20 protein-coding genes are annotated in these 19,070 nt (G+C 59.5%); 6 read left to right on the top strand and 14 right to left on the bottom strand.

Annotated elements, in window-relative coordinates:
• Positions 1 to 46: 46 nt before the first annotated feature.
• Positions 47 to 1,354 (bottom strand): CitMHS family transporter, encoded by a 1,308-nt coding sequence (locus RGM3321_RS07010; protein ID WP_004655389.1) that lies wholly within the window; start codon positions 1,352 to 1,354, stop codon positions 47 to 49.
• Positions 1,355 to 1,650: 296 nt separating this feature from the next.
• Here RGM3321_RS07010 and RGM3321_RS07005 point away from each other — a divergent pair, with 296 nt between their 5' ends.
• Entirely contained in the window at positions 1,651 to 2,052 is a 402-nt protein-coding gene (locus RGM3321_RS07005) for a GFA family protein (protein ID WP_244392272.1), read from the top strand.
• 62 nt (positions 2,053 to 2,114) lie between these two features.
• On the opposite strand, the gene RGM3321_RS07000 is transcribed toward RGM3321_RS07005, so the two are convergent.
• From RGM3321_RS07000 to exbB, 6 genes are all read right to left on the bottom strand, one after another.
• Entirely contained in the window at positions 2,115 to 3,512 is a 1,398-nt protein-coding gene (locus RGM3321_RS07000) for an aminoacyl-tRNA deacylase and HDOD domain-containing protein (RefSeq protein ID WP_244392271.1), read from the bottom strand.
• 86 nt (positions 3,513 to 3,598) lie between these two features.
• On the bottom strand, positions 3,599 to 5,674 hold the full coding sequence (gene recG / locus RGM3321_RS06995) for an ATP-dependent DNA helicase RecG (protein ID WP_117140269.1): 2,076 nt from the start codon (positions 5,672 to 5,674) through the stop codon (positions 3,599 to 3,601).
• A gap of 11 nt (positions 5,675 to 5,685) precedes the next feature.
• Positions 5,686 to 6,609, bottom strand: a complete 924-nt coding sequence (locus tag RGM3321_RS06990) for a hydrogen peroxide-inducible genes activator (protein WP_244392270.1) — start codon at positions 6,607 to 6,609, stop codon at positions 5,686 to 5,688.
• Between the two features lie 92 nt (positions 6,610 to 6,701).
• A complete protein-coding gene (locus tag RGM3321_RS06985; protein ID WP_058402720.1) occupies positions 6,702 to 7,448 on the bottom strand; it encodes an energy transducer TonB in 747 nt (248 codons plus the stop codon).
• Positions 7,445 to 7,870 (bottom strand): TonB system transport protein ExbD, encoded by a 426-nt coding sequence (gene exbD / locus RGM3321_RS06980; protein ID WP_002551495.1) that lies wholly within the window; start codon positions 7,868 to 7,870, stop codon positions 7,445 to 7,447. Before exbD ends, RGM3321_RS06985 begins: the two co-directional genes overlap by 4 nt.
• 3 nt (positions 7,871 to 7,873) lie before the next feature.
• Positions 7,874 to 8,827 (bottom strand): tonB-system energizer ExbB, encoded by a 954-nt coding sequence (gene exbB / locus RGM3321_RS06975; protein ID WP_244392269.1) that lies wholly within the window; start codon positions 8,825 to 8,827, stop codon positions 7,874 to 7,876.
• A gap of 208 nt (positions 8,828 to 9,035) precedes the next feature.
• On the opposite strand from exbB, the gene RGM3321_RS06970 reads away from it, so the two are divergent.
• Positions 9,036 to 9,884 carry an SDR family oxidoreductase gene (locus tag RGM3321_RS06970; RefSeq protein WP_244392268.1) on the top strand — a complete coding sequence of 283 codons (849 nt, stop codon included), beginning with the start codon at positions 9,036 to 9,038 and terminating at the stop codon, positions 9,882 to 9,884.
• Positions 9,885 to 9,935: 51 nt separating this feature from the next.
• On the opposite strand, the gene RGM3321_RS06965 is transcribed toward RGM3321_RS06970, so the two are convergent.
• The 6 genes from RGM3321_RS06965 to RGM3321_RS06940 all read right to left on the bottom strand — a co-directional run bounded on the left by RGM3321_RS06965 (position 9,936) and on the right by RGM3321_RS06940 (position 15,231).
• Positions 9,936 to 10,673 (bottom strand): hypothetical protein, encoded by a 738-nt coding sequence (locus tag RGM3321_RS06965; RefSeq protein WP_244392267.1) that lies wholly within the window; start codon positions 10,671 to 10,673, stop codon positions 9,936 to 9,938.
• A gap of 54 nt (positions 10,674 to 10,727) precedes the next feature.
• The gene (locus tag RGM3321_RS06960; RefSeq protein WP_044319282.1) at positions 10,728 to 11,108 is read right to left on the bottom strand and encodes a RidA family protein; all 381 of its coding nucleotides are present in this window, start codon (positions 11,106 to 11,108) and stop codon (positions 10,728 to 10,730) included.
• 24 nt (positions 11,109 to 11,132) lie between these two features.
• Positions 11,133 to 13,238, bottom strand: a complete 2,106-nt coding sequence (gene spoT / locus RGM3321_RS06955; RefSeq protein WP_004655368.1) for a bifunctional GTP diphosphokinase/guanosine-3',5'-bis pyrophosphate 3'-pyrophosphohydrolase — start codon at positions 13,236 to 13,238, stop codon at positions 11,133 to 11,135.
• 60 nt (positions 13,239 to 13,298) lie between these two features.
• Positions 13,299 to 13,562, bottom strand: a complete 264-nt coding sequence (gene rpoZ / locus RGM3321_RS06950) for a DNA-directed RNA polymerase subunit omega (RefSeq protein WP_002551500.1) — start codon at positions 13,560 to 13,562, stop codon at positions 13,299 to 13,301.
• A gap of 147 nt (positions 13,563 to 13,709) precedes the next feature.
• On the bottom strand, positions 13,710 to 14,354 hold the full coding sequence (gene gmk, locus RGM3321_RS06945) for a guanylate kinase (protein WP_244392266.1): 645 nt from the start codon (positions 14,352 to 14,354) through the stop codon (positions 13,710 to 13,712).
• Between the two features lie 13 nt (positions 14,355 to 14,367).
• The gene (locus RGM3321_RS06940; RefSeq protein ID WP_244392265.1) at positions 14,368 to 15,231 is read right to left on the bottom strand and encodes a YicC/YloC family endoribonuclease; all 864 of its coding nucleotides are present in this window, start codon (positions 15,229 to 15,231) and stop codon (positions 14,368 to 14,370) included.
• Between the two features lie 313 nt (positions 15,232 to 15,544).
• Here RGM3321_RS06940 and rph point away from each other — a divergent pair, with 313 nt between their 5' ends.
• Positions 15,545 to 16,267 carry a ribonuclease PH gene (gene rph / locus RGM3321_RS06935; RefSeq protein WP_003313989.1) on the top strand — a complete coding sequence of 241 codons (723 nt, stop codon included), beginning with the start codon at positions 15,545 to 15,547 and terminating at the stop codon, positions 16,265 to 16,267.
• A 21-nt stretch (positions 16,268 to 16,288) separates the two neighbouring features.
• Positions 16,289 to 16,657 carry a DUF4870 domain-containing protein gene (locus RGM3321_RS06930; protein WP_244392264.1) on the top strand — a complete coding sequence of 123 codons (369 nt, stop codon included), beginning with the start codon at positions 16,289 to 16,291 and terminating at the stop codon, positions 16,655 to 16,657.
• A 69-nt stretch (positions 16,658 to 16,726) separates the two neighbouring features.
• Here the strand turns inward: RGM3321_RS06930 and RGM3321_RS06925 are convergent, their stop codons facing one another.
• Positions 16,727 to 17,506, bottom strand: a complete 780-nt coding sequence (locus tag RGM3321_RS06925) for an exodeoxyribonuclease III (RefSeq protein WP_002551505.1) — start codon at positions 17,504 to 17,506, stop codon at positions 16,727 to 16,729.
• Positions 17,507 to 17,588: 82 nt separating this feature from the next.
• On the opposite strand from RGM3321_RS06925, the gene pyrE reads away from it, so the two are divergent.
• Positions 17,589 to 18,230: an orotate phosphoribosyltransferase gene (pyrE, locus tag RGM3321_RS06920; protein ID WP_005778502.1), complete on the top strand. Its 642-nt coding sequence runs from the start codon at positions 17,589 to 17,591 to the stop codon at positions 18,228 to 18,230.
• 10 nt (positions 18,231 to 18,240) lie between these two features.
• The gene (locus RGM3321_RS06915) at positions 18,241 to 18,873 is read left to right on the top strand and encodes a DUF4124 domain-containing protein (RefSeq protein WP_244392263.1); all 633 of its coding nucleotides are present in this window, start codon (positions 18,241 to 18,243) and stop codon (positions 18,871 to 18,873) included.
• Positions 18,874 to 19,070: the final 197 nt, after the last annotated feature.

Genomic DNA, 19,070 nt, shown 5'->3' with positions numbered 1-19,070 from the left:
CGTCAACGATCAAGTCGACGGCGAGTCCTGGGACAGCTAAAGACGCTTACATGCTGCTATAGAACGGGAAGATCCCCATCAGCAGTGCGGCAACCAGGATGCACATGCACACCAGAATCGCCCATTTCAGGGTGAAGCGCTGGTGGTCGCCGAACTCGATACCGGCTAGCGCAACCAGCAGGTAGGTCGATGGCACCAGAGGGCTGAGCAAGTGGACCGGCTGACCGACGATGGAAGCGCGGGCCATTTCCACCGGGCTGATGCCGTAGTGGGCAGCGGCTTCGGACAGCACTGGCAGTACGCCGTAGTAGAACGCGTCGTTGGACATGAAGAAGGTGAACGGCATGCTCACTAGCGCGGTGATCACGGCGAGGTACGGGCCCAGCGCATCAGGGATCACGGCCAGCAGGCTTTTCGACATCGCGTCGACCATGCCGGTGCCGGACAGGATGCCGGTGAAGATGCCCGCGGCGAAGATCAGGCCGACCACTGCCAGTACGCTACCGGCGTGGGCCGATACGCGGTCCTTCTGGTCCTGCAGGTTCGGGTAGTTGATGATCATCGCGATACTGAACGCGATCATGAACAGGACCGGCAGGGGCAGCAGGCCCATGATCAGGGCGACCATCAGTGCGAAGGTCAGCGCGCCGTTGAACCAGATCAGCTTTGGACGACGTGCATCCGGGAACTGCGAGACGCTGATTTCGCTGTGATCGACTTCATCACCCTTAAGGTGCAGTTCACCCAGACGGGCGCGTTCGCGTTTGCCGTAGAAGTAGGCAATTGCCAGAATCGCAACCACACCGGCAAGCATTGCCGGGATCATCGGTACGAAGATGTCGGATGCATCGACATGCAGGGCGCTGGCCGCACGAGCTGTCGGGCCACCCCACGGGGTCATGTTCATCACGCCACCGGCCAGAATGATCAGGCCGGCCATGATGCGCGGGCTCATGCCGACGCGGCTGTACAGCGGCAGCATGGCGGCAACGCAGATCATGTAGGTGGTCGCGCCGTCACCGTCGAGGGACACCACCAGCGCCAGCACGGCGGTGCCGACCGAAATGCGCATCGGGTCGCCCTTGACCATTTTCAGGATCTTGCGCACGGCCGGGTCGAACAGGCCGGAGTCGATCATCAGCGCAAAATAAAGGATGGCGAACATCAGCATCACGCCGGTTGGCGCCAGCTTGGTGATACCCGCTAGCATCATCGGGCCGATCTGGGCTGCGAAGCCACCGAACAGAGCGAAGATGATCGGAACCAGAATCAGGGCGATCAGCGCAGTCAGACGCTTGCTCATGATCAGGTACATGAACGCAATAACCATGGCAAAGCCAAGGAAAGTCAGCATGGGAATACTCCAGACGTAATACGGCTACAGAACGTGAAATGAACGAGTCAGCTCAGCAGATCGGTACGTGGAGTGGAGGCGCAAGGAGGGTATGGAACGAGAAGTCAGCAAGCATCGGAATCACCATTATTGTTGTTAATTGGGCCTGAAACACGTTGGAATCCGTTCCTGGCTAGCCGGTCTTTTTGCCGGAAGTGGGCTGATGCTAATTGGCCAAGCTTTCACCGAGCTTTCATTCGGCAGTTGCCGGAATTTTATTGTCACAGGGGTTACGGGCATGAACAGGAGAGGCACGGATGAACGAGATACACTCGGGTGGCTGCCATTGCGGCAGGCTGCGTTACCAGTTCGATGCGCCGTTGCGGGACATCGCTCACTGCCACTGCTCCATCTGCCGACGCACCTCAGGTGCAACGGCCGTAACCTGGATAAGCGTGCCGCTGGCTTCGTTCAAGTGGCTGACCGGCAGCCCCTGCGCTTATGACTCCGCACCCAGCTGCGTCCGCTATTTCTGCGGCAAGTGCGGCGCGCACATGGCGTTGTTCACGCGCAACAGTCCGGACGAGATCGACGTCACCATTGCGACGCTTGACCAACCGGAGCTGGCTACGCCCTCTCGACACATCTGGATAGAGAACCGGCTTCCCTGGCTACGCCTGGATGAGCACCTGCCGGGGGTTGAAGGCGAGCCTTTCTAAGGTTCGAGGGGAGAGTGCCAAGGCCGGAGCCTTCGGCACTATTCGTACGTTACATCCGCAGGCTACTTGCTGAACTGCGAAGCCAGTTCGCGCAGAAGGACCTCGGCCTCCAGCACTTTTTTCACTGACTCGTTGGCTTTTTCGCGGGACAGGCCCAGGCGTTCGAACAACTCGTCAGGAATCTCCTGCTCAGGCCCGGAACCGATGCCGTTCACCCGCAACAGACGTACGGCCAGATAGACCAGATTGGCGTAGACGTGATGTTCGCCCTTGTAGTGGGGGTCGTGCTGAAAGCGCAACGCGATGGCGAGTTCATCGGGCATGTCCCAATAGCGCATCAGCCAGGCACCGATCTGTTCGCGGCTGATGCCCAACAGATGCTGTTCAATAAAACTGTGGTGCAGGTGCGGGTTGACTTCCAGCTGGCGGCAAATCAGGGTGAAGTGTGGCGGAAACACATGGGCCAGCAGCAGGTAGCCGAAGTTGTGCAGCAAACCGGCGAGGTAGCTCAGGCCAGCTTCCGGGCGGCTGGCGCGGGGAATGGCGCGGGTCAGGCCTTCGATGACGGCAGCTGTATAGATGGATTGCTGCCAATAAGGCGTGGTCTGTTGCGGCTGGTCCTTGGGCAGACTCAGGGTTTTGCCCAGCGCGAGGCCCAGCGCCAGATTGATCACCAGATCAAAGCCCAGTACGCGAACGATTGCATCTTCTACCGAGCGGATCTTGCCGGTGGACGCGTAATAGGGCGATGCCGCCCAGCTCACGACCTGTGCCGCCAGCGCAGGGTCGGTTTCGACTACGCCGGTGATATCATCGATGGTCGCATCGGGGTCGACCCGCAGCTTGATGATTTTCTGTGCAGTTCCGGCCAGCGGTGGTATTTCCAGGGTCGCTTCCAGACGCTGCTGGATACGACGCGCCGTGAAAACATGCATGGCCTGGGTGATTTCTGCCGGATCGTCGTCAGGACGATCCAGGTTCGGACGAATGGCTGCGACCGACTGGCCGAAGTGCGCCGCACTGGCCTTGCTCAGCATGCCTTTGAAGTCGTCACTGCTGATTTCCAGCAACAGGCCCTTTTCACCCGAGCCCACCAGCAGTGTCGGCTCTTGCAGCAGGCGATCATCGTAAAGGCACGGTGAGCTGGTCAGTGCCGGGAGCCCCGGCAGCACTTGCAGGTTGTGCTTGGTGAGCATGCGCTGCAAGCGATCATGCGGCACAGCGGTCAGCTGGCGCCCAGTCAGCTCGGTGATTCGGCTGAGGTCGAGCAACTGGCTCTGCGGGAACAGGATAAGCAGCGCACCGACAGCGTCCTCGACCAGCACAGCCTGAACCTTGCGCGCCGGGGGCAAGCTTTTGTCGTCCATGACTTCGTTGTAGCTGATAGCCAATTTTTCAAGCAACTGCCGGATTACCGACGGCGCATGCTGCGGATCATTGACGTGGGCGACTTCTGTCATGAGCTATGTCCAAATTCCTACATTTTTTGAAGTATAACCACGTTATTCCTTTTCGGTCGCACGTGGTGTTCAAAGCGTAGCCTGCATCACACCTGGCCATACTGCTGGCCATGACGCAGCCATCTGTCGAGCAGTGGGCTGACATGTTGGGGCCAACGCTCCAACAGGGCCTGAGCCGCGTCGCGTACGGCCGGTAGCAGGTCTGCGTCACGCATAAGGTCGGCGACCTTGAATTGCAGAAGGCCCGTTTGTCGGGTTCCCAGCATTTCACCGGGACCACGCAGTTCAAGGTCCTTTTCGGCGATGACAAAGCCATCGTTGGTTTCGCGCATGATGCCCAGCCGCTGCCGTCCGATCTGTGAAAGCGGCGGGTGGTAGAGCAACACACAATGGCTGACCGCACTGCCGCGCCCGACGCGCCCGCGCAACTGGTGCAATTGAGCCAGACCGAGGCGCTCGGGGTTTTCGATGATCATCAGGCTGGAGTTCGGTACATCGACACCCACTTCGATTACGGTGGTTGCCACCAGCAATTGCAGCGCACCCTGCTTGAATTCGGCCATGATCGCGGCCTTTTCTGCGGGCTTCATACGCCCGTGTATCAACCCGACGCGAACCTCACCCAAGGCACTGCTCAGTTCTTCGTAGGTGGTTTCAGCGGCTTTGCAGGTCAGTTCTTCGGATTCTTCGATCAGCGTGCATACCCAATAGGCCTGGCGACCCTCGGCGCAAGCAGCGCGCACACGCTCCACAACTTCCAGACGGCGACTGTCGGCAACCAGCACGGTATTGACCGGCGTCCGTCCGGGCGGTAGTTCGTCCAGAATCGACGTGTCCAGATCGGCGTAGGCGCTCATCGCCAGCGTGCGTGGAATCGGTGTGGCGGTCATGATCAATTGATGCGGACACATCAGGCCGCCGACGCCCTTTTTGCGCAGCGCCAGACGTTGCTGAACACCGAACCGGTGCTGCTCGTCAATGATCACCAGCGCGAGGTTCTTGAACTGGACTTCATCCTGAAACAGCGCATGGGTGCCCACCACCATGGGCGTGCCACTGGCGATCTGCTCCAAAGACGTCGCGCGCGCCTTGCCCTTGAGCTTGCCCGCCAGCCAGGCCACGCCCACGCCCAGCGGCTCTAGCCAGCGCTGGAAGTTGATGTAGTGCTGCTCGGCGAGAATTTCGGTGGGGGCCATCAGCGCTACCTGATAACCCGCTTCCAGCGCCTGCAAGGCAGCCAGCGCGGCGACCACGGTCTTGCCCGAACCGACGTCACCCTGGATCAACCGCAGCATCGGCTCAGGCTGGCTCAGGTCGTAGGCGACTTCCTTGCCGACCCGCTGCTGTGCACCCGTCGGCGAGAAGCCAAGATTGGCGAGAAATTGTTTCGGCAGCTTTTTCGCAACAGGCAATGCCGGTGCGCGCTGTGAGCGCAGGCTTTCACGCAGACGCTGCTGGGAAAGCTGGTGGGTAAGCAGTTCCTCGAAAGCCAGCCGGTGCTGCGCCCAGTGATGCCCGAGGGCCAGTTCCTCCACATCGGCATCGGCGGGCGGGTGATGCAAATAGCGGATCGCATCATCCAGCGGGGCCAGCTGATAGTCGCGGGCCAGCTCATCCGGCAGCCAGTCCGGCAGGCTTTTGGGGCCGAGCATCGCCAGGCTTTGCTGACACAACTGGCGCAGGCGCTGCTGGGTGAGGCCTTCGGTAGTGGGATAGATCGGCGTGAGGGTCTGTTCGACGGGCGCAGGCTCATCACCGGTAATCGCCCGATATTCCGGATGATAGATTTCCAGTCCGGAAGCACCGGGACGCGCTTCGCCGAAGCAGCGCAGGTGCGTGCCACGCTTCATGCTTTCTTTCTGCGCGTTGCTGAAGTGGTAGAAGCGCAGGCTGACGACACCTGTGCCGTCGCCAAGCCTTACCAGCAAGCTGCGGCGCTTGCCCATTACCACATCGGCACCGCTGACCACGCCTTCGATCACGGCATCCTGGCCAGGGCGCAATGCACCAATCGGTACGACGCGGGTCCGGTCCTGGTAACGCAGCGGCAGATGGAACAGCACGTCCTGCAGGGTTTCCAGTCCGACCCTGGCCAGCTTTTCTGCCATCGCTTCACCGACGCCCTTGAGCGCCGTGACCGAGACCCTGGAAAGCTCGCTCATTTCTTTTCTGCCTAACTTGCGACTGGTTTCGGACGTGCCACCGAGCACAGGCGTGCAGAGTCAGCGAGAATTTCGATGGCTTTGGGTCTCGGAAAGCTTGCGCGCCATGCGATGGCGACCGTGCGGAAAGGCACAGGCGGCGTCAGCGGGCGGACTTCGATCACGCCGGGCGCGTAGTGGTGGCTGTCGACGGCCGAAAGCGGCAGGATCGAAATACCCAGCCCGGAAGCGACCATGTGCCGAATGGTTTCCAGCGAGCTGGATTCCACCGTCGTGTGCCTGGCGCCTTCATTGCCTTTGCCCAGAGTAGGGCATGCTTCCAGAACCTGATCACGGAAGCAGTGACCTTCGCCCAGCAATAACAGGCTCTTGTCGTTGAGTGCCGAGGCGTCGATGGTCTCTTTCTGAGTCCAGGGGTGATCGGCCGGCATCAGAACGGAAAACGGCTCGTCGTAAAGCGGCAGGGTCAGCACGTCGGCTTCATTGAATGGCAAGGCAATGATGACGGCATCCAGCTCACCGTTGCGCAACTTGTCGCGCAGCACATGCGTGAAGTTTTCTTCGATATACAACGGCATCTGCGGAGCAACCCGGTGCAGTTGTGGAATCAGGTGAGGGAACAGGTAAGGGCCGACGGTATAAATAGCACCAACTTTCAGCGGCGCGGTCAGCTGATTCTTGCCTGCCTGGGCCAGCTCACGAATACCTTGAGCCTGCTCCAGCACTTTCTGCGCTTGAGCAACAATACCTTCACCGACCGGTGTCAGGCGCACGGCGCTCTTGCTGCGCTCGAAAATGAGCACACCGAGTTCGTCTTCGAGTTTCTTGACACCCACCGACAGCGTTGGCTGGCTGACGTGGCAGCGTTCAGCCGCATGGCCAAAGTGCTGCTCCTGGGCAAGCGTGACGATGTAGCGTAATTCTGTAAGAGTCATAACGTGCGTCCATGAAGTTGCGACCCCAGCATAGCGGGTGCGATCGATAGACGCACGTTATCAGAAGCACTCACAAGTAACAAAAGTACAATTCAGCGTTTATCCAGCGAATAAACGAACGGTGCGAGGATTTCAATGGTGCCGTTGTTGAGGATTTCCTTGGGCGGCTTGGGCAGTGGCTGAGCGCGACGGATCATTTCCATGGTCGCTCGATCCAGCGCCGGGCTGCCTGAACTGTTGGCAATCGAGTAAGACAGGACGTTGCCGTCAGCATCGACAACGAAGCGCAGGCGGGCAACACCCTGCATGCCACGACGACGCGCATCCTCGGGATACTTCTTGTACTTGCCCAGATGACTTAACAGGTCACCCTGCCAGCTTGGCAGCGCATTGCTGGGCGGCGAAGGTGCAGGAGCGGGCTTCGGAGCAGCTGCTTTTTCCGGTTTGGCAGTCGTAGGCGGCGTGTCGACCGGTTTTTCGTCAGCAGGTTTTTCCTGAGGTGGCTCAGGCTTCTTCTGCGGCTTTGGCGGCTGCGGCTTTGGCTTGGGCTTTTCAACCTTTTTGGGCACCACGATTTCCGGCTTCGGCGCTTGCGCGACTTCCGGCATGGGCTCTGGTTCTTCAGGGGCTGGCGGCGGAGGTGGCTGAACGACTTTTGGTGGTGGCGGCGGTGCCGGCTCGGGCAGAGGCGCAAGCTCGACCATCATGGCCGCTGGCGGTAGCTCGATCGCCTGAGAGGCGGGCCAGCGAACGGCGATAATGATCGCGATAGCGTGCACGGCCAGCACCAACAACAGACTACCGCTATAGCGCGTCAGTTTTTGGCGCGTACTGATCATTTCTTACCAGCCGTCTCAAGACCAACCAGACCGACCTTCAGGTAACCCGCACCCCGAAGCGTGTTCATGACTTCCATCAGATCGCCGTAATCCACGCCCTTGTCGGCCTGAAAGAAGATCGTGGTGTCCTTCTTGCCCTTGGTCCGGGCGTCCAGAACCTGACCAATCTGCTCGCGGGCAACCTTCTCTTCGCCCAGATACAGGCTCTTGTCGGTCTTGACGCTGAGGAAGATCGGCTTCTCGGGCCTGGGCTGTGGCGTGGCAGTGGATGCCGGCAGGTCGACCTTGATGTCCACGGTCGCCAACGGTGCAGCCACCATGAAGATGATCAGCAGCACCAGCATGACGTCGATGAACGGCGTCACGTTGATTTCATGGTTCTCGGCGAGATCATCGCCGCCTTCGTTAAGATGCAGGCCCACGTGTTAGCCCACCTTGACCATGTGCGGTTGTTGTTGATTGCGCTCGGTCGGTTCTGGCAGATGATCCAGGTCGCGGCTGACCAGCAGCAGAACGTGCGCCGAAGCATCGGAAACCTGAGCCTTGTAACCGGCGATGGAGCGGGCGAACACGTTGTAGATCACTACCGCAGGAATTGCGGCAACCAGACCCAGTGCCGTGGCCAGCAGGGCCTCGGCGATACCCGGTGCCACGACAGCGAGGTTGGTGGTCTGGGTCTTGGCGATGCCGATGAAGCTGTTCATGATGCCCCAGACCGTACCGAACAGACCCACGAACGGCGCAGTCGAACCGATGGTCGCCAGCACGCCGGTGCCCATGCTCATGTTGCGGCCGCAGGCTGCGACCAGGCGCTCGAGGCGGAAGCTGACACGCTCCTTGATCCCTTCGCGTTCACGGCTGTTGGCCGACAGGCGCATCTCTTCAAGGGCGTCATGCACCAGCAGGTGGGCTAGGGTGCCTTCCTTGCTGGCCGTCGCGCTCGCGTCGTTCAGGGAGCGGGCTTTTTTCAGGTTGACGATTTCACCACGCAACCGGCGCTTGGCACCCAGCAGTTCGAAACCCTTGGAGATCCAGATGGTCCACGTAATGATCGATGCGATGGCCAAGCCGATCATGACAGCTTTGACCACGACGTCGGCATTCTGATACATGCCCCACGGCGACAGGTCATGGGCCATGCCCAGGCTGTTGTCTTCGGCTGCAGGCTCCAGAGCCTGCATTGGGGCTGCGGCATCAGGCGCGACAGGAGCTGTCGCCGCAGGGGCGGCAGAGGCTGCAGGTGCCGCAGTCGGTGCCGATTGATCTGCAAGGGCCATAGGTACGAACATCAGGCTCAAGACGAGGGCTGCGACACCGCGCCATGCACGAGGCAGGCGAGGCATCCGGGTAGGCGAAGCGATTGATTGAATGCGTGTCATGCTGGCCGGACCTGAGAGAAAATGGGGGATGGTTCCAGTGCGTCGTTCAGTGCTCTCGACGCTCACAGGGAACAAATGGGCTGCCATTATTGCAAATCGTTCTTGTTAACAAAAGTAATACAGTATCTTTTTTACATATTCGGCCGAATGCTTGCCTGTCGATGAGCGTTTTTAACGATACTGACACCGCCTTTTCTGGAGATACCGAATGACTGCTCCTTCGCTTCTGATCGCCGGCTGTGGCGACATTGGTTCGCGACTCGCGACCCGCCTGCTGCCCCACGGATGGACCGTGCATGGGCTGCGGCGCACTGTTTCCGAGCTCCCTGCCGGTGTTCACGGTGTGGCGGGCGACTTGTTCGATACCCGCAAGCCTGCCCTGTGGCCCACTGCGGCACTGGACTATGTGGTGTATTGCGCGACGCCTTCGCAGCGTGACGAAGAGGGTTACCGGATGGCTTATGTCGAGGGCCTGCGCAATGTATTGAGCTGGCTTGAGCAGACCGGGCAGCGTCCAAAGCGGTTGATCTTCGTCTCAAGCAGCGGTGTCTACGGTCAGCAGAACGGGGAGTGGGTTGATGAAAACTCCGTCACCGAACCGGCCAACTACACCGGCACTGTGATGCTGGAAGCCGAGCAGCTCGCGCTGAACAGCGGACTGCCAGCCACGGCAGTGAGACTGACCGGTATCTACGGGCCCGGACGCAGTGATCTGTCGAACCGCGTGCGTCAGGGGCACAGTGTCAGAGTTGATCCGCCGGTCTATGCCAATCGCATTCATGCCGATGATGCCGCCAGCTTGCTGGAGCATCTGCTTCAGGCGGATCAACGAGGTGTGGCACTGGAGAATTGCTATCTAGGCGTTGACGACGATCCGGCTGCGCTGGCCGATGTGGTGGCGTGGATACGTGAATATCTGGGAGTGACCGAATGGTCGGAGGAAGTCAGCGTGCAGCGCGTGGGCAGCAAGCGTTGCAGCAATGCCAGGGCGCGCGCACTGGGATGGGTGCCGATGTACCCGGATTATCGGGCTGGCTATGCGGCATTGCTGGGGTAAACAAGTCGCCGTCAGGAGCGCCTTGAAGGGCGCTCCTGACGCGTGAGTCGCTTATTGCTGTTCGAGCAACCAGCGACGTGGGCCTGGGCGCAGCTCGGGCATCTGGTCAGCACCGGCATTGTTCATAGCCTGGAATATCTCCAGTTGCTTGCCTTTGCGCGCAAAGATCCACGGGTTGCCTTTTTCGGCTTTCTCCAGCCACATGCTGTCATATTCGCCGCTCATGGCTGCGCAATCGCCCGCCAGGCATAGTGCGTAGCGATCGTTTTCGGGAAGCCCCTGCACACTGCCGTCAGGCATGAATTGCACGGTGTTGCCTTGGCCATCGCCCTCCACGACAGTCCATTTGCCGCCCATGTAGGCGCTATACAAGGCTTTCTCGAAGCTGGTGCCAGGCTGAGCGCCTTCCGGTGCCGGGTTTTCCGGCTTCTGGAAGTGCTGTTCAGGGCCTGACTCGCTGGCCGCTTGAACCAGTTCATCACCCTTCACGCTCAGGTCTTCGAAGAAGTTGCCGTAGAAGTCGATGTGCAGCTTGCCTTCAGCAGCGCTGACGATCTTGCCTTCACCCAGCTCGAAACCGTTGGAGTAAATGGCCTGATTGGCTTTGGAGTTTATTTTCCACTCCAGATTGGGGCCGTTGGCGAGCAGTGCCTGACGCAGGTTGCCTTGTTTGACGGCGGCGTCGATGGCGGTCTGGTTGATCCAGGTGCCGTCCGGATTGCGGTCGGCGTGGCTGGCGCAGCCGCCCAGAATGACGGCGAGCAGCGAGATGGCGAGCGCGGAGCGCATAACGGATTCCTTCCTTCAGGGAGAACGGAGCGCAAGGCACGCTCCGTCGGGGGATTATTCGATGACGAGAATCGCGTCCATTTCAACCTGAGCGCCACGCGGCAATGCTGCAACGCCGATGGCTGCGCGAGCCGGATAAGGCTGGGTGAAATAGGTGCCCATGATTTCGTTGACCTTGGCGAAGTGGCCCAGGTCGGTCAGAAAGATGTTCAGTTTGACGATGTCCTTGAAGGATCCGCCCGCCGCTTCGGCAACAGACTTCAGGTTTTCGAAGACCTGGGTGATCTGCGCTTCGATGCCTTCGACCAGCTCCATGCTGTTCGGGTCCAGCGGGATCTGTCCGGACATGTAGACGGTATTGCCAGCTTTGATGGCCTGAGAGTATGGGCCGATGGCCGCAGGGGCTTTATCGCTGGTGATGACAGTCTTGGTCATGAGAACTCCTGATGATGGGATGGCCTACGCGCGCATCCGGGTGATGCGTGTGACACCGGTCAGGGCGCGCAGTTTCTTGATCACACGAGCCAGATGCACACGGTCGTGCACGCTGACCACCAGTTGGACCACGCTGATGCGACCATCGCGTTCGTCCATGCTGATTTTTTCGATATTGCCGTCGGCCGCGTTGACGCTGCTGGCCAGCAGAGCGATCAGGCCGCGCTGATGCTCGAGTTCGACACGCAATTCGACGTTGAATTCACCGGTGACATCCTTGGCCCAGGACAACTGGATGCATTTTTCCGGGTTGTGACGGATTTCGCTGATGTTGCGGCAGTTATCCAGATGCACAACCATGCCCTTGCCTGCGGACAGGTGGCCGACAATAGGGTCGCCCGGGATTGGCGTGCAGCATTTGGCGTAGCTGAGCACCAGGCCTTCGGTACCGCGGATCGCCAGCGGACCTTCAGGGCTTGGCAGCTGCTCGCCCTCGCCCAGCAGGCGGCGGGCGACGACATAGGCCATACGATTGCCCAGCCCGATGTCTTCGAGCAGGTCTTCCAGCACTTCGACCCGGTACTCGTTGAGCACCAGTTGGATGCGTTCCTGAGTGATCTTGTCGAGACTGCATTCGAAGCCGTTGAGCACCTTGTTCAGCAGGCGCTCGCCGAGGTTGATCGACTCGGAACGGCGTTGCAGCTTGAGCGCGTGACGAATATGCGTACGCGCCTTGCCGGTGACGACGAAGTTCAGCCATGCCGGATTCGGACGTGCGCCTGGGGCGCTGACAATCTCGACGGTCGAGCCACTTTGCAGCGGTTCGGAAAGCGGCGCCAGCCGGCGGTTGATCCGGCAGGCAATGCAGCTGTTGCCGACATCGGTGTGTACCGCGTAGGCGAAATCCACCGCCGTGGAGCCTTTGGGCAGCTCCATGATCCGGCCTTTGGGCGTGAAAACGTAAACCTCGTCCGGGAACAGGTCGATCTTGACGCTTTCAATAAATTCCAGAGAGTTGCCCGCACGCTGCTGCATTTCCAGCACGCCTTTGACCCACTGCCTTGCACGGGCGTGAGTGCCCTTGGGCTGCTCGTCGTCACTGGATTTGTACAGCCAGTGCGCAGCGATCCCGTTGTTGGCCATCTCCTCCATTTCGCGGGTGCGAATCTGGATTTCGATCGGCACGCCATGCATACCGAACAAAGTCGTATGCAGGGACTGGTAGCCGTTGGCCTTGGGGATCGCGATGTAGTCCTTGAAGCGGCCGGGCAACGGCTTGTACAAATTATGCACAGCGCCCAGCACGCGATAACAGGTATCGACCTTGTCGACGATGATGCGGAATGCGTAGACATCCATGATCTCGTTGAAGGCGCGACGCTTACCGCGCATCTTCTTGTAGATGCCATAAAGATGCTTCTGCCGCCCACTCACGTCGCCTTCGATGCCGTCAACGGCCAGGCAATGACTAAGGGACTCTTCGATCTTGTTGACCAGTTCCTTGCGATTGCCCCTGGCGCGCTTGACCGCCTGGTTGATTCGCGAGGATCGCATCGGGTACATCGCCTTGAAACCCAGGTCCTCGAATTCGATGCGCACACTGTGCATGCCCAGCCGATTGGCGATGGGGGCATAGATTTCGAGGGTTTCCTTGGCGATACGCCGACGCTTTTCGCCCGACAGCACTTCCAGCGTGCGCATGTTGTGCAGGCGATCGGCGAGCTTGACCAGGATCACGCGAATGTCGCGCGCCATGGCCATGGCCATTTTCTGGAAGTTTTCTGCCTGGGCTTCGGCCTTGGTCTCGAAATTCATCTGGGTCAGTTTGCTGACCCCGTCGACCAGTTCGGCGACGGTTTCGCCAAATTGTGCGCTGAGCGCTTCCTTGGCAATCCCGGTGTCTTCGATGACGTCATGAAGCATCGCAGCCATCAGGCTCTGATGGTCCATGTGCATGTCGGCAAGAATGTTCGCCACCGCAAGAGGATGGGTGACGTAGGCTTCACCGCTACGACGGCGTTGGCCATCGTGGGCTTGTTCGGCGTAGAAATACGCTCGGCGGACCAGATTGACCTGGTCCTTGCCGAGGTAGGCCGACAGTCTTTCGGCGAGGGCGTCTATGCTCGGCAAGGCGCTACCCCTTGCCAATGGCTTTTACCCTGCGCCGTGCTACGTCGACCTGGCATAGGCTTAGACGGCCTCGTTGGACTCGTCCTCGAACGCTGCAAACAATGGTTCATCTTCAACGATTTCGGCTTCTGCGATTACAGCGTAATCCATCAGGCCAGCCGCGATTTCACGCAGCGCCATAACGGTAGGCTTGTCATTTTCCCAGGCCAGCTTTGGTTCTTTGCCGCCGGTTGCCAGTTGACGGGCACGCTTGGTAGAGAGCATGACCAGCTCAAAGCGGTTATCCACGTGTTCTAGGCAGTCTTCAACGGTTACGCGGGCCATGGGTATTCCTCGTAGCAAATGCGGATGCGCGATGCCCGGATGGGCGAGCGGACTCGATAGTTTACAAGCGGACAGCACCAGGCATCAAGCGGCAAGCCACCAACGGCATGCTTTTAACCTGTTGCCTGATGTCTGGAAACGACTCGATCAAGCCAGCAACTCCTGAAAAAGCTCGCTGTATTGCTCTTGCTGATGCTCCTGAGTCAGACGATTGGCGCGGAATATCGCCTTGAGGTCTTCCAGTGCACCGGCAAAATCGTCATTGACCACAACGTATTCATACTCGTTGTAGTGGCTCATTTCGCTGACCGCCTCACGCATCCGCGCTTCAATGATCTCGTCACTGTCCTGGCCGCGGTTGGTCAGGCGCTGACGCAATGCCTGCTGGGTAGGCGGCAGAATGAAGATCGACCGGGCCTGCGGCATTTGCGCACGAACCTGCCGGGCACCCTGCCAGTCGATTTCCAGAATCAGGTCGTGGCCTTCGTCAAGGGTCTGCTGCAGGTGGCTCTGCGAGGTGCCGTACAGATTACCGAAGACTTCGGCCTGCTCAAGAAAGTCGCCGTGCTCGATCATGCGCACGAACTCGGCACGATCGACGAAGTTGTAGTTCACGCCGTTTACTTCGCCGGGGCGCATGGCCCGGGTGGTGTGCGAGACCGAGACGCGAATCTTTGCCTGCGCGCCGTGCTGAGGCTCTTGCTGAGCGTCCATCAGCGCCTTGACCAGACTGGTCTTGCCCGCGCCGGACGGGGCGGAAATGATATACAGGGTGCCAGTGATATGGGTCATGTCAGGTTCAGCCTTACTCAATATTCTGCACTTGCTCGCGCATCTGCTCGATCAACACTTTAAGGTTGACGGCAGCCTGCGTGCTGCGTGGGTCAAAGGCCTTGGAGCCCAGTGTATTCGCTTCGCGGTTAAGCTCTTGCATCAGGAAATCAAGGCGCCGGCCTGCCTGACCGCCAGCCTTGACTACGCGACGCACTTCGGTGACGTGCGTGCTGAGGCGGTCCAGTTCTTCGGCAACATCGCTTTTCTGTGCCAACAGAACCATTTCCTGCTCAAGGCGCTGCGGGTCCAGTTCGGCTTTCATGTCGGCAAAGCGATCCAGTACTTTCTGGCGCTGAGTTGCCAGCATCTGCGGCACCAGGGTGCGCAGGGTGGCAACCTCTTCGACGATGGAAGACAACCGGTCATCAAGCAGTCTGGCCAGGTCTGCACCTTCGCGCCCGCGCCCGCTCTTCAATTCGGTCAGCGCATCATTGAATAGCTTCAGTGCTTCGGTGTTCAACACCTGCGGGTCGCTGGCATCAGCCACCAGTACGCCGGGCCATGCCAGAACTTCAAGGGGGTTCAGCGCGGCAGGCTGCTTGATCAGGCCGGCAACCGATTCGGCTGCGGCGATCAACTGGCCTGCACGCTCAAGATCCACTTGCAGCGGTTTGCCAGCGGTTTCCTCGACAAAACGCAATGTGCATTCGACCTTGCCGCGCGACAGCCCCTGGCGCAGCGCTTCGCGAATCGCACCTTCCAGATCGCGAAACGACTCCGGCAGGCGCAGGTGGGGCTCAAGATAGCGGTGATTGACCGAGCGCAGTTCCCAGCTCAGTGTGCCCTGGGCACCGGCCCGCTCTACTCGGGCAAAGGCAGTCATGCTGTGCACCATGGGAAATACCTCTTGGTTCGCTTGCAAAAGCGTGGTTTGGTTCATGAGCGCGCAGAAGTGGCGGTCATGGGCGTCGTGAAAGCCGACTGGCTGTAGAGGCGCAGGATTGTAGCGCAGTGCGGCGCAGGCTCCCAATCCGACAGTGTGGCAGGTGACGCAAGGCGTTGTTTTACCCCGCATCTGCGCGTCGAAAGCCTTGATCCAGGGCCTTCTGGTTGCGCCGGATCGGCATTGACGGCTTTTAGAGATGCCCAGCGACAGCTGTGGCCTCTATAATGCCCAGCAGTTTTCCGTCTCAGTACAGGTATCCCAGATGAAACGTCCAAGTGGTCGCGCCGCCGATCAGCTCCGCTCGATCCGCATCACCCGCAACTACACCAAACACGCCGAGGGTTCTGTACTGGTCGAGTTTGGTGATACCAAGGTGATTTGCACCGTCAGCGTCGAAAACGGCGTACCACGCTTTCTCAAAGGCCAGGGCCAGGGTTGGCTGACTGCCGAATACGGCATGCTGCCACGCGCTACCGGCGAGCGTAACCAGCGCGAAGCCAGCCGTGGCAAACAGGGTGGTCGTACACTCGAAATCCAGCGCCTGATCGGTCGTTCGCTGCGTGCTGCGCTGGACATGTCCAAGCTGGGCGACGTCACCCTGTACGTCGATTGCGATGTCATTCAGGCTGACGGCGGCACTCGCACCGCGTCCATTACCGGTGCGATGGTGGCCCTGGCCGATGCGCTGAAGGTGATCAAGAAGCGCGGCGGCCTGAAAGGCGGCGACCCGCTCAAGCAGATGATCGCGGCTGTTTCGGTCGGCATGTATCAGGGCGAGCCGGTGCTCGACCTCGACTACCTCGAAGACTCGGCTGCCGAGACCGACCTGAACGTGGTCATGACCAGTGCAGGCGGTTTCATTGAAGTTCAGGGCACCGCCGAAGGCGCGCCATTTCAGCCGGAAGAGCTGAACGCGATGCTCGCGCTGGCGCAGAAAGGCATGACCGAATTGTTTGAATTGCAGCGCGCCGCGTTGGCCGACTGATACCCAGAAGGGGGTCCGATAATGAGTGACAGCTTGCAACCGTTCAGCAAACCGCCGCAAAGCGCTCGCCAGTGGGCGATGTTCTGTCACTTGTCGGCGTTTGCCGGACTGATGTTTCCGTTCGGCAATCTGCTGGGCCCGCTGATTATCTGGCAGTTGAAGAAAGACACCGATCCATTTATCGACGCGCAAGGCAAGGAAGCGCTGAATTTTCAGATCACAGTCGCTATCGCGGCCACCGTCAGCATGCTGCTGGTGCTACTGATCATCGGCTTTGCGTTACTGACGCTGGTGGGCATCGGAGCCGGAGTGCTGGCGATCATTGCCGGGATAAAAGCCAATGACGGCGTCGATTATCGCTATCCGTTCACCTTGCGCCTGATCAAGTAGCATCACTTCAGGCAGCGCAAAAAGCCGACTTCAAGTCGGCTTTTTCGTGTTTGCTGCCTTGCCTGGCTATCAGATAGTCAGGGTCCAGTCGTAATCCACGATCAACGGCGCGTGCTGCGAAAAGCGCGGCTGGCGCGGCAGGCGGGCGCTACGCACAAAGCGGCGCAAGCCTGGAGTCAGGATCTGATAATCGAAGCGCCAGCCCAGATTCAGCATCTCGGCCTGTTCGTTATCCGGCCACCAGCTGTACTGGTCACCTTCGCGGCTCACTTCACGCAGGGCATCGACATAGCCCATGGTACCGACAATCTCGTCCATCCAGGCGCGTTCAGGCGCCAGGAAGCCAGGAGACTGCTGGCTGTCACGCCAGTTCTTGATGTCGAGCTTCTGCTGCGCGACATAGAGCGATCCGCAATAGATGTATTCGCGACGCTTGCGGCGTTGCTTGTCCATGTACTTGCCGAAATCGTCCATGAGCTTGAATTTCTGATTCAGGTCTTCATCGCCATTCATCCCTGACGGAAAGAGCAGGGTAGCGATACTGACCTTGTCGAAATCTGCTTGCAGGTAGCGCCCGTAGCGGTCGGCTGTCTCGAAACCGAGGCCGCTGATTACCGCCTTCGGCTGCAACCGCGAATAAAGCGCCACACCACCCTGAGCGGGAACCTCGGCTTCGCAGGCATAGAGGAAGTAACCATCCAGCTGAAAGGCTGGATCATCCAGTTCAAAGGTGGAGGCGCGGGTGTCCTGTAAGCAGATGACGTCGGCATTCTGAGCTTGCAGCCAACTGAGCAAACCACGCTCGACTGCAGCCTGAATGCCATTTACGTTCACACTGATGATCCGCATAAATGGCCCCAAAAATCACGTGCGTGTATGATACCCGAGCTCTACCTAATTAGCTAAATCCGTGGTATCCGGAGCTTTTTCCATGCAAGCGTATCAGCGCGATTTCATTCGTTTTGCCATCGATCGCGGTGTTCTGCGCTTCGGTGAGTTCACTCTCAAGTCCGGGCGCACCAGCCCGTACTTCTTCAATGCAGGGCTGTTCAACACCGGTTCCGCACTGGCACAGCTGGGGCGTTTCTACGCAGCAGCCGTGGTTGAAAGCGGTATTGCCTTCGACGTTCTGTTCGGCCCGGCCTACAAGGGTATTCCGCTCGCCTCGGCAACTGCTGTGGCGCTGGCCGAGCATCATGACCGTGATCTGCCGTGGTGTTTCAACCGCAAGGAAGCCAAGGCGCACGGCGAGGGCGGCAGTCTGGTGGGCTCCCCGCTGGCGGGTAATGTGCTGATTATCGACGACGTGATCACGGCGGGCACTGCGATTCGTGAGGTCATGCAGATCATCAAGGATCAGAGCGCGACAGCTGCGGGCGTGCTGATCGCGCTCAATCGTCAGGAGCGTGGCAATGGCGAGCTGTCGGCGATTCAGGAAGTCGAGCGTGACTTCGGCATCCCGGTAGTGAGTATCGTGTCGTTGAATCAAGTGCTTGAGTTCCTGGCCGACGATCCGCAGCTCAAGCAGCATCTGCCTGCCGTCGAAGCCTATCGCGCGCAATACGGAATCTGAGGGCGAGCCTATGGCAGTCAGCGGCACGGGACGGGCATCGGTTTCAGGCGTACTGGGCGTTTTGGGGGGCTTGCTGGCTCTTGGCATGCTTGCGCCTTTGCACGCTCAAGCGGCCGACGCGCCTGAAGCTCTCCTTTATCGCTACGTCGACAGCCGTGGCGTGACCGTGATCGATACGCAAGGCGTGCCGCCCGACTACGTTGCCAAAGGCTACGAAGTGCTCAATGGTCGTGGCCGGGTGATACAAGTCGTACCGCCCGCGCCGACTGCCGAGCAGATTCGCCAATCCGAAGCAGAAAAACGCCAGGCCGCCGCTGATGCGCAACTGCTGAGCCTCTACAGCAGCGTCGATGAAGTGGACCGCGTCAAGGCCCGCAAACTGGCCGAGCTGGATGCGCTTATTGGCGTCGCCCAAGGCAATATTCAGGGGCTGGCGGCTCAGCAGCGCAATCTGCAAGGCCAGGCAGCCGACCTGGAGCGCGCGGGGCGTCCGGTTCAGCAGGGGCTGGTCGATCAGTTGAATGACTTGCGCGATCAGCAGCAGAAACTGCAAACCGATATCGCCGGGTATCAGGCCGCACGCGTAAAGGCTGAAGCAGATTTCGCCGTCGATCGTGCACGCGTCCAGCGCCTGACTCAATGACCGGACGCAGAGCGTCCAGAGCGGCGTTACCACGCTGGAGCGTGGGAACGATAATCAGCGATCATCATCAATGTCTAGTCCTGAAATAGGTTTACACCTGTTTCACGCTCAAAACGCCCGATGCACCGCATCGGGCGTTTTGTATTTCAGGGATAAGTGTGGCCGCTCCCTATTGTAGATCTGCACCGATTCATCCA

Origin of the sequence: Pseudomonas sp. RGM 3321 (assembly GCF_022836805.1) — a bacterium.
In the GTDB taxonomy this organism is placed as follows: Bacteria; Pseudomonadota; Gammaproteobacteria; order Pseudomonadales; family Pseudomonadaceae; genus Aquipseudomonas.
The sequence above is the reverse complement of the archived record's forward strand: the minus strand, read 5'-3'. Positions and strand labels throughout refer to the sequence as shown.

Coding starts and splice junctions, on each gene's coding strand:
- RGM3321_RS07010 (WP_004655389.1), bottom strand. CDS start 1,354: ATGCTGACTTTCCTTGGCTTTGCCATGGTTATTGCGTTCATGTACCTG.
- RGM3321_RS07005 (WP_244392272.1), top strand. CDS start 1,651: ATGAACGAGATACACTCGGGTGGCTGCCATTGCGGCAGGCTGCGTTAC.
- RGM3321_RS07000 (WP_244392271.1), bottom strand. CDS start 3,512: ATGACAGAAGTCGCCCACGTCAATGATCCGCAGCATGCGCCGTCGGTA.
- recG (WP_117140269.1), bottom strand. CDS start 5,674: ATGAGCGAGCTTTCCAGGGTCTCGGTCACGGCGCTCAAGGGCGTCGGT.
- RGM3321_RS06990 (WP_244392270.1), bottom strand. CDS start 6,609: ATGACTCTTACAGAATTACGCTACATCGTCACGCTTGCCCAGGAGCAG.
- RGM3321_RS06985 (WP_058402720.1), bottom strand. CDS start 7,448: ATGATCAGTACGCGCCAAAAACTGACGCGCTATAGCGGTAGTCTGTTG.
- exbB (WP_244392269.1), bottom strand. CDS start 8,827: ATGACACGCATTCAATCAATCGCTTCGCCTACCCGGATGCCTCGCCTG.
- RGM3321_RS06970 (WP_244392268.1), top strand. CDS start 9,036: ATGACTGCTCCTTCGCTTCTGATCGCCGGCTGTGGCGACATTGGTTCG.
- RGM3321_RS06965 (WP_244392267.1), bottom strand. CDS start 10,673: ATGCGCTCCGCGCTCGCCATCTCGCTGCTCGCCGTCATTCTGGGCGGC.
- RGM3321_RS06960 (WP_044319282.1), bottom strand. CDS start 11,108: ATGACCAAGACTGTCATCACCAGCGATAAAGCCCCTGCGGCCATCGGC.
- rpoZ (WP_002551500.1), bottom strand. CDS start 13,562: ATGGCCCGCGTAACCGTTGAAGACTGCCTAGAACACGTGGATAACCGC.
- gmk (WP_244392266.1), bottom strand. CDS start 14,354: ATGACCCATATCACTGGCACCCTGTATATCATTTCCGCCCCGTCCGGC.
- RGM3321_RS06940 (WP_244392265.1), bottom strand. CDS start 15,231: ATGGTGCACAGCATGACTGCCTTTGCCCGAGTAGAGCGGGCCGGTGCC.
- rph (WP_003313989.1), top strand. CDS start 15,545: ATGAAACGTCCAAGTGGTCGCGCCGCCGATCAGCTCCGCTCGATCCGC.
- RGM3321_RS06930 (WP_244392264.1), top strand. CDS start 16,289: ATGAGTGACAGCTTGCAACCGTTCAGCAAACCGCCGCAAAGCGCTCGC.
- RGM3321_RS06925 (WP_002551505.1), bottom strand. CDS start 17,506: ATGCGGATCATCAGTGTGAACGTAAATGGCATTCAGGCTGCAGTCGAG.
- pyrE (WP_005778502.1), top strand. CDS start 17,589: ATGCAAGCGTATCAGCGCGATTTCATTCGTTTTGCCATCGATCGCGGT.
- RGM3321_RS06915 (WP_244392263.1), top strand. CDS start 18,241: ATGGCAGTCAGCGGCACGGGACGGGCATCGGTTTCAGGCGTACTGGGC.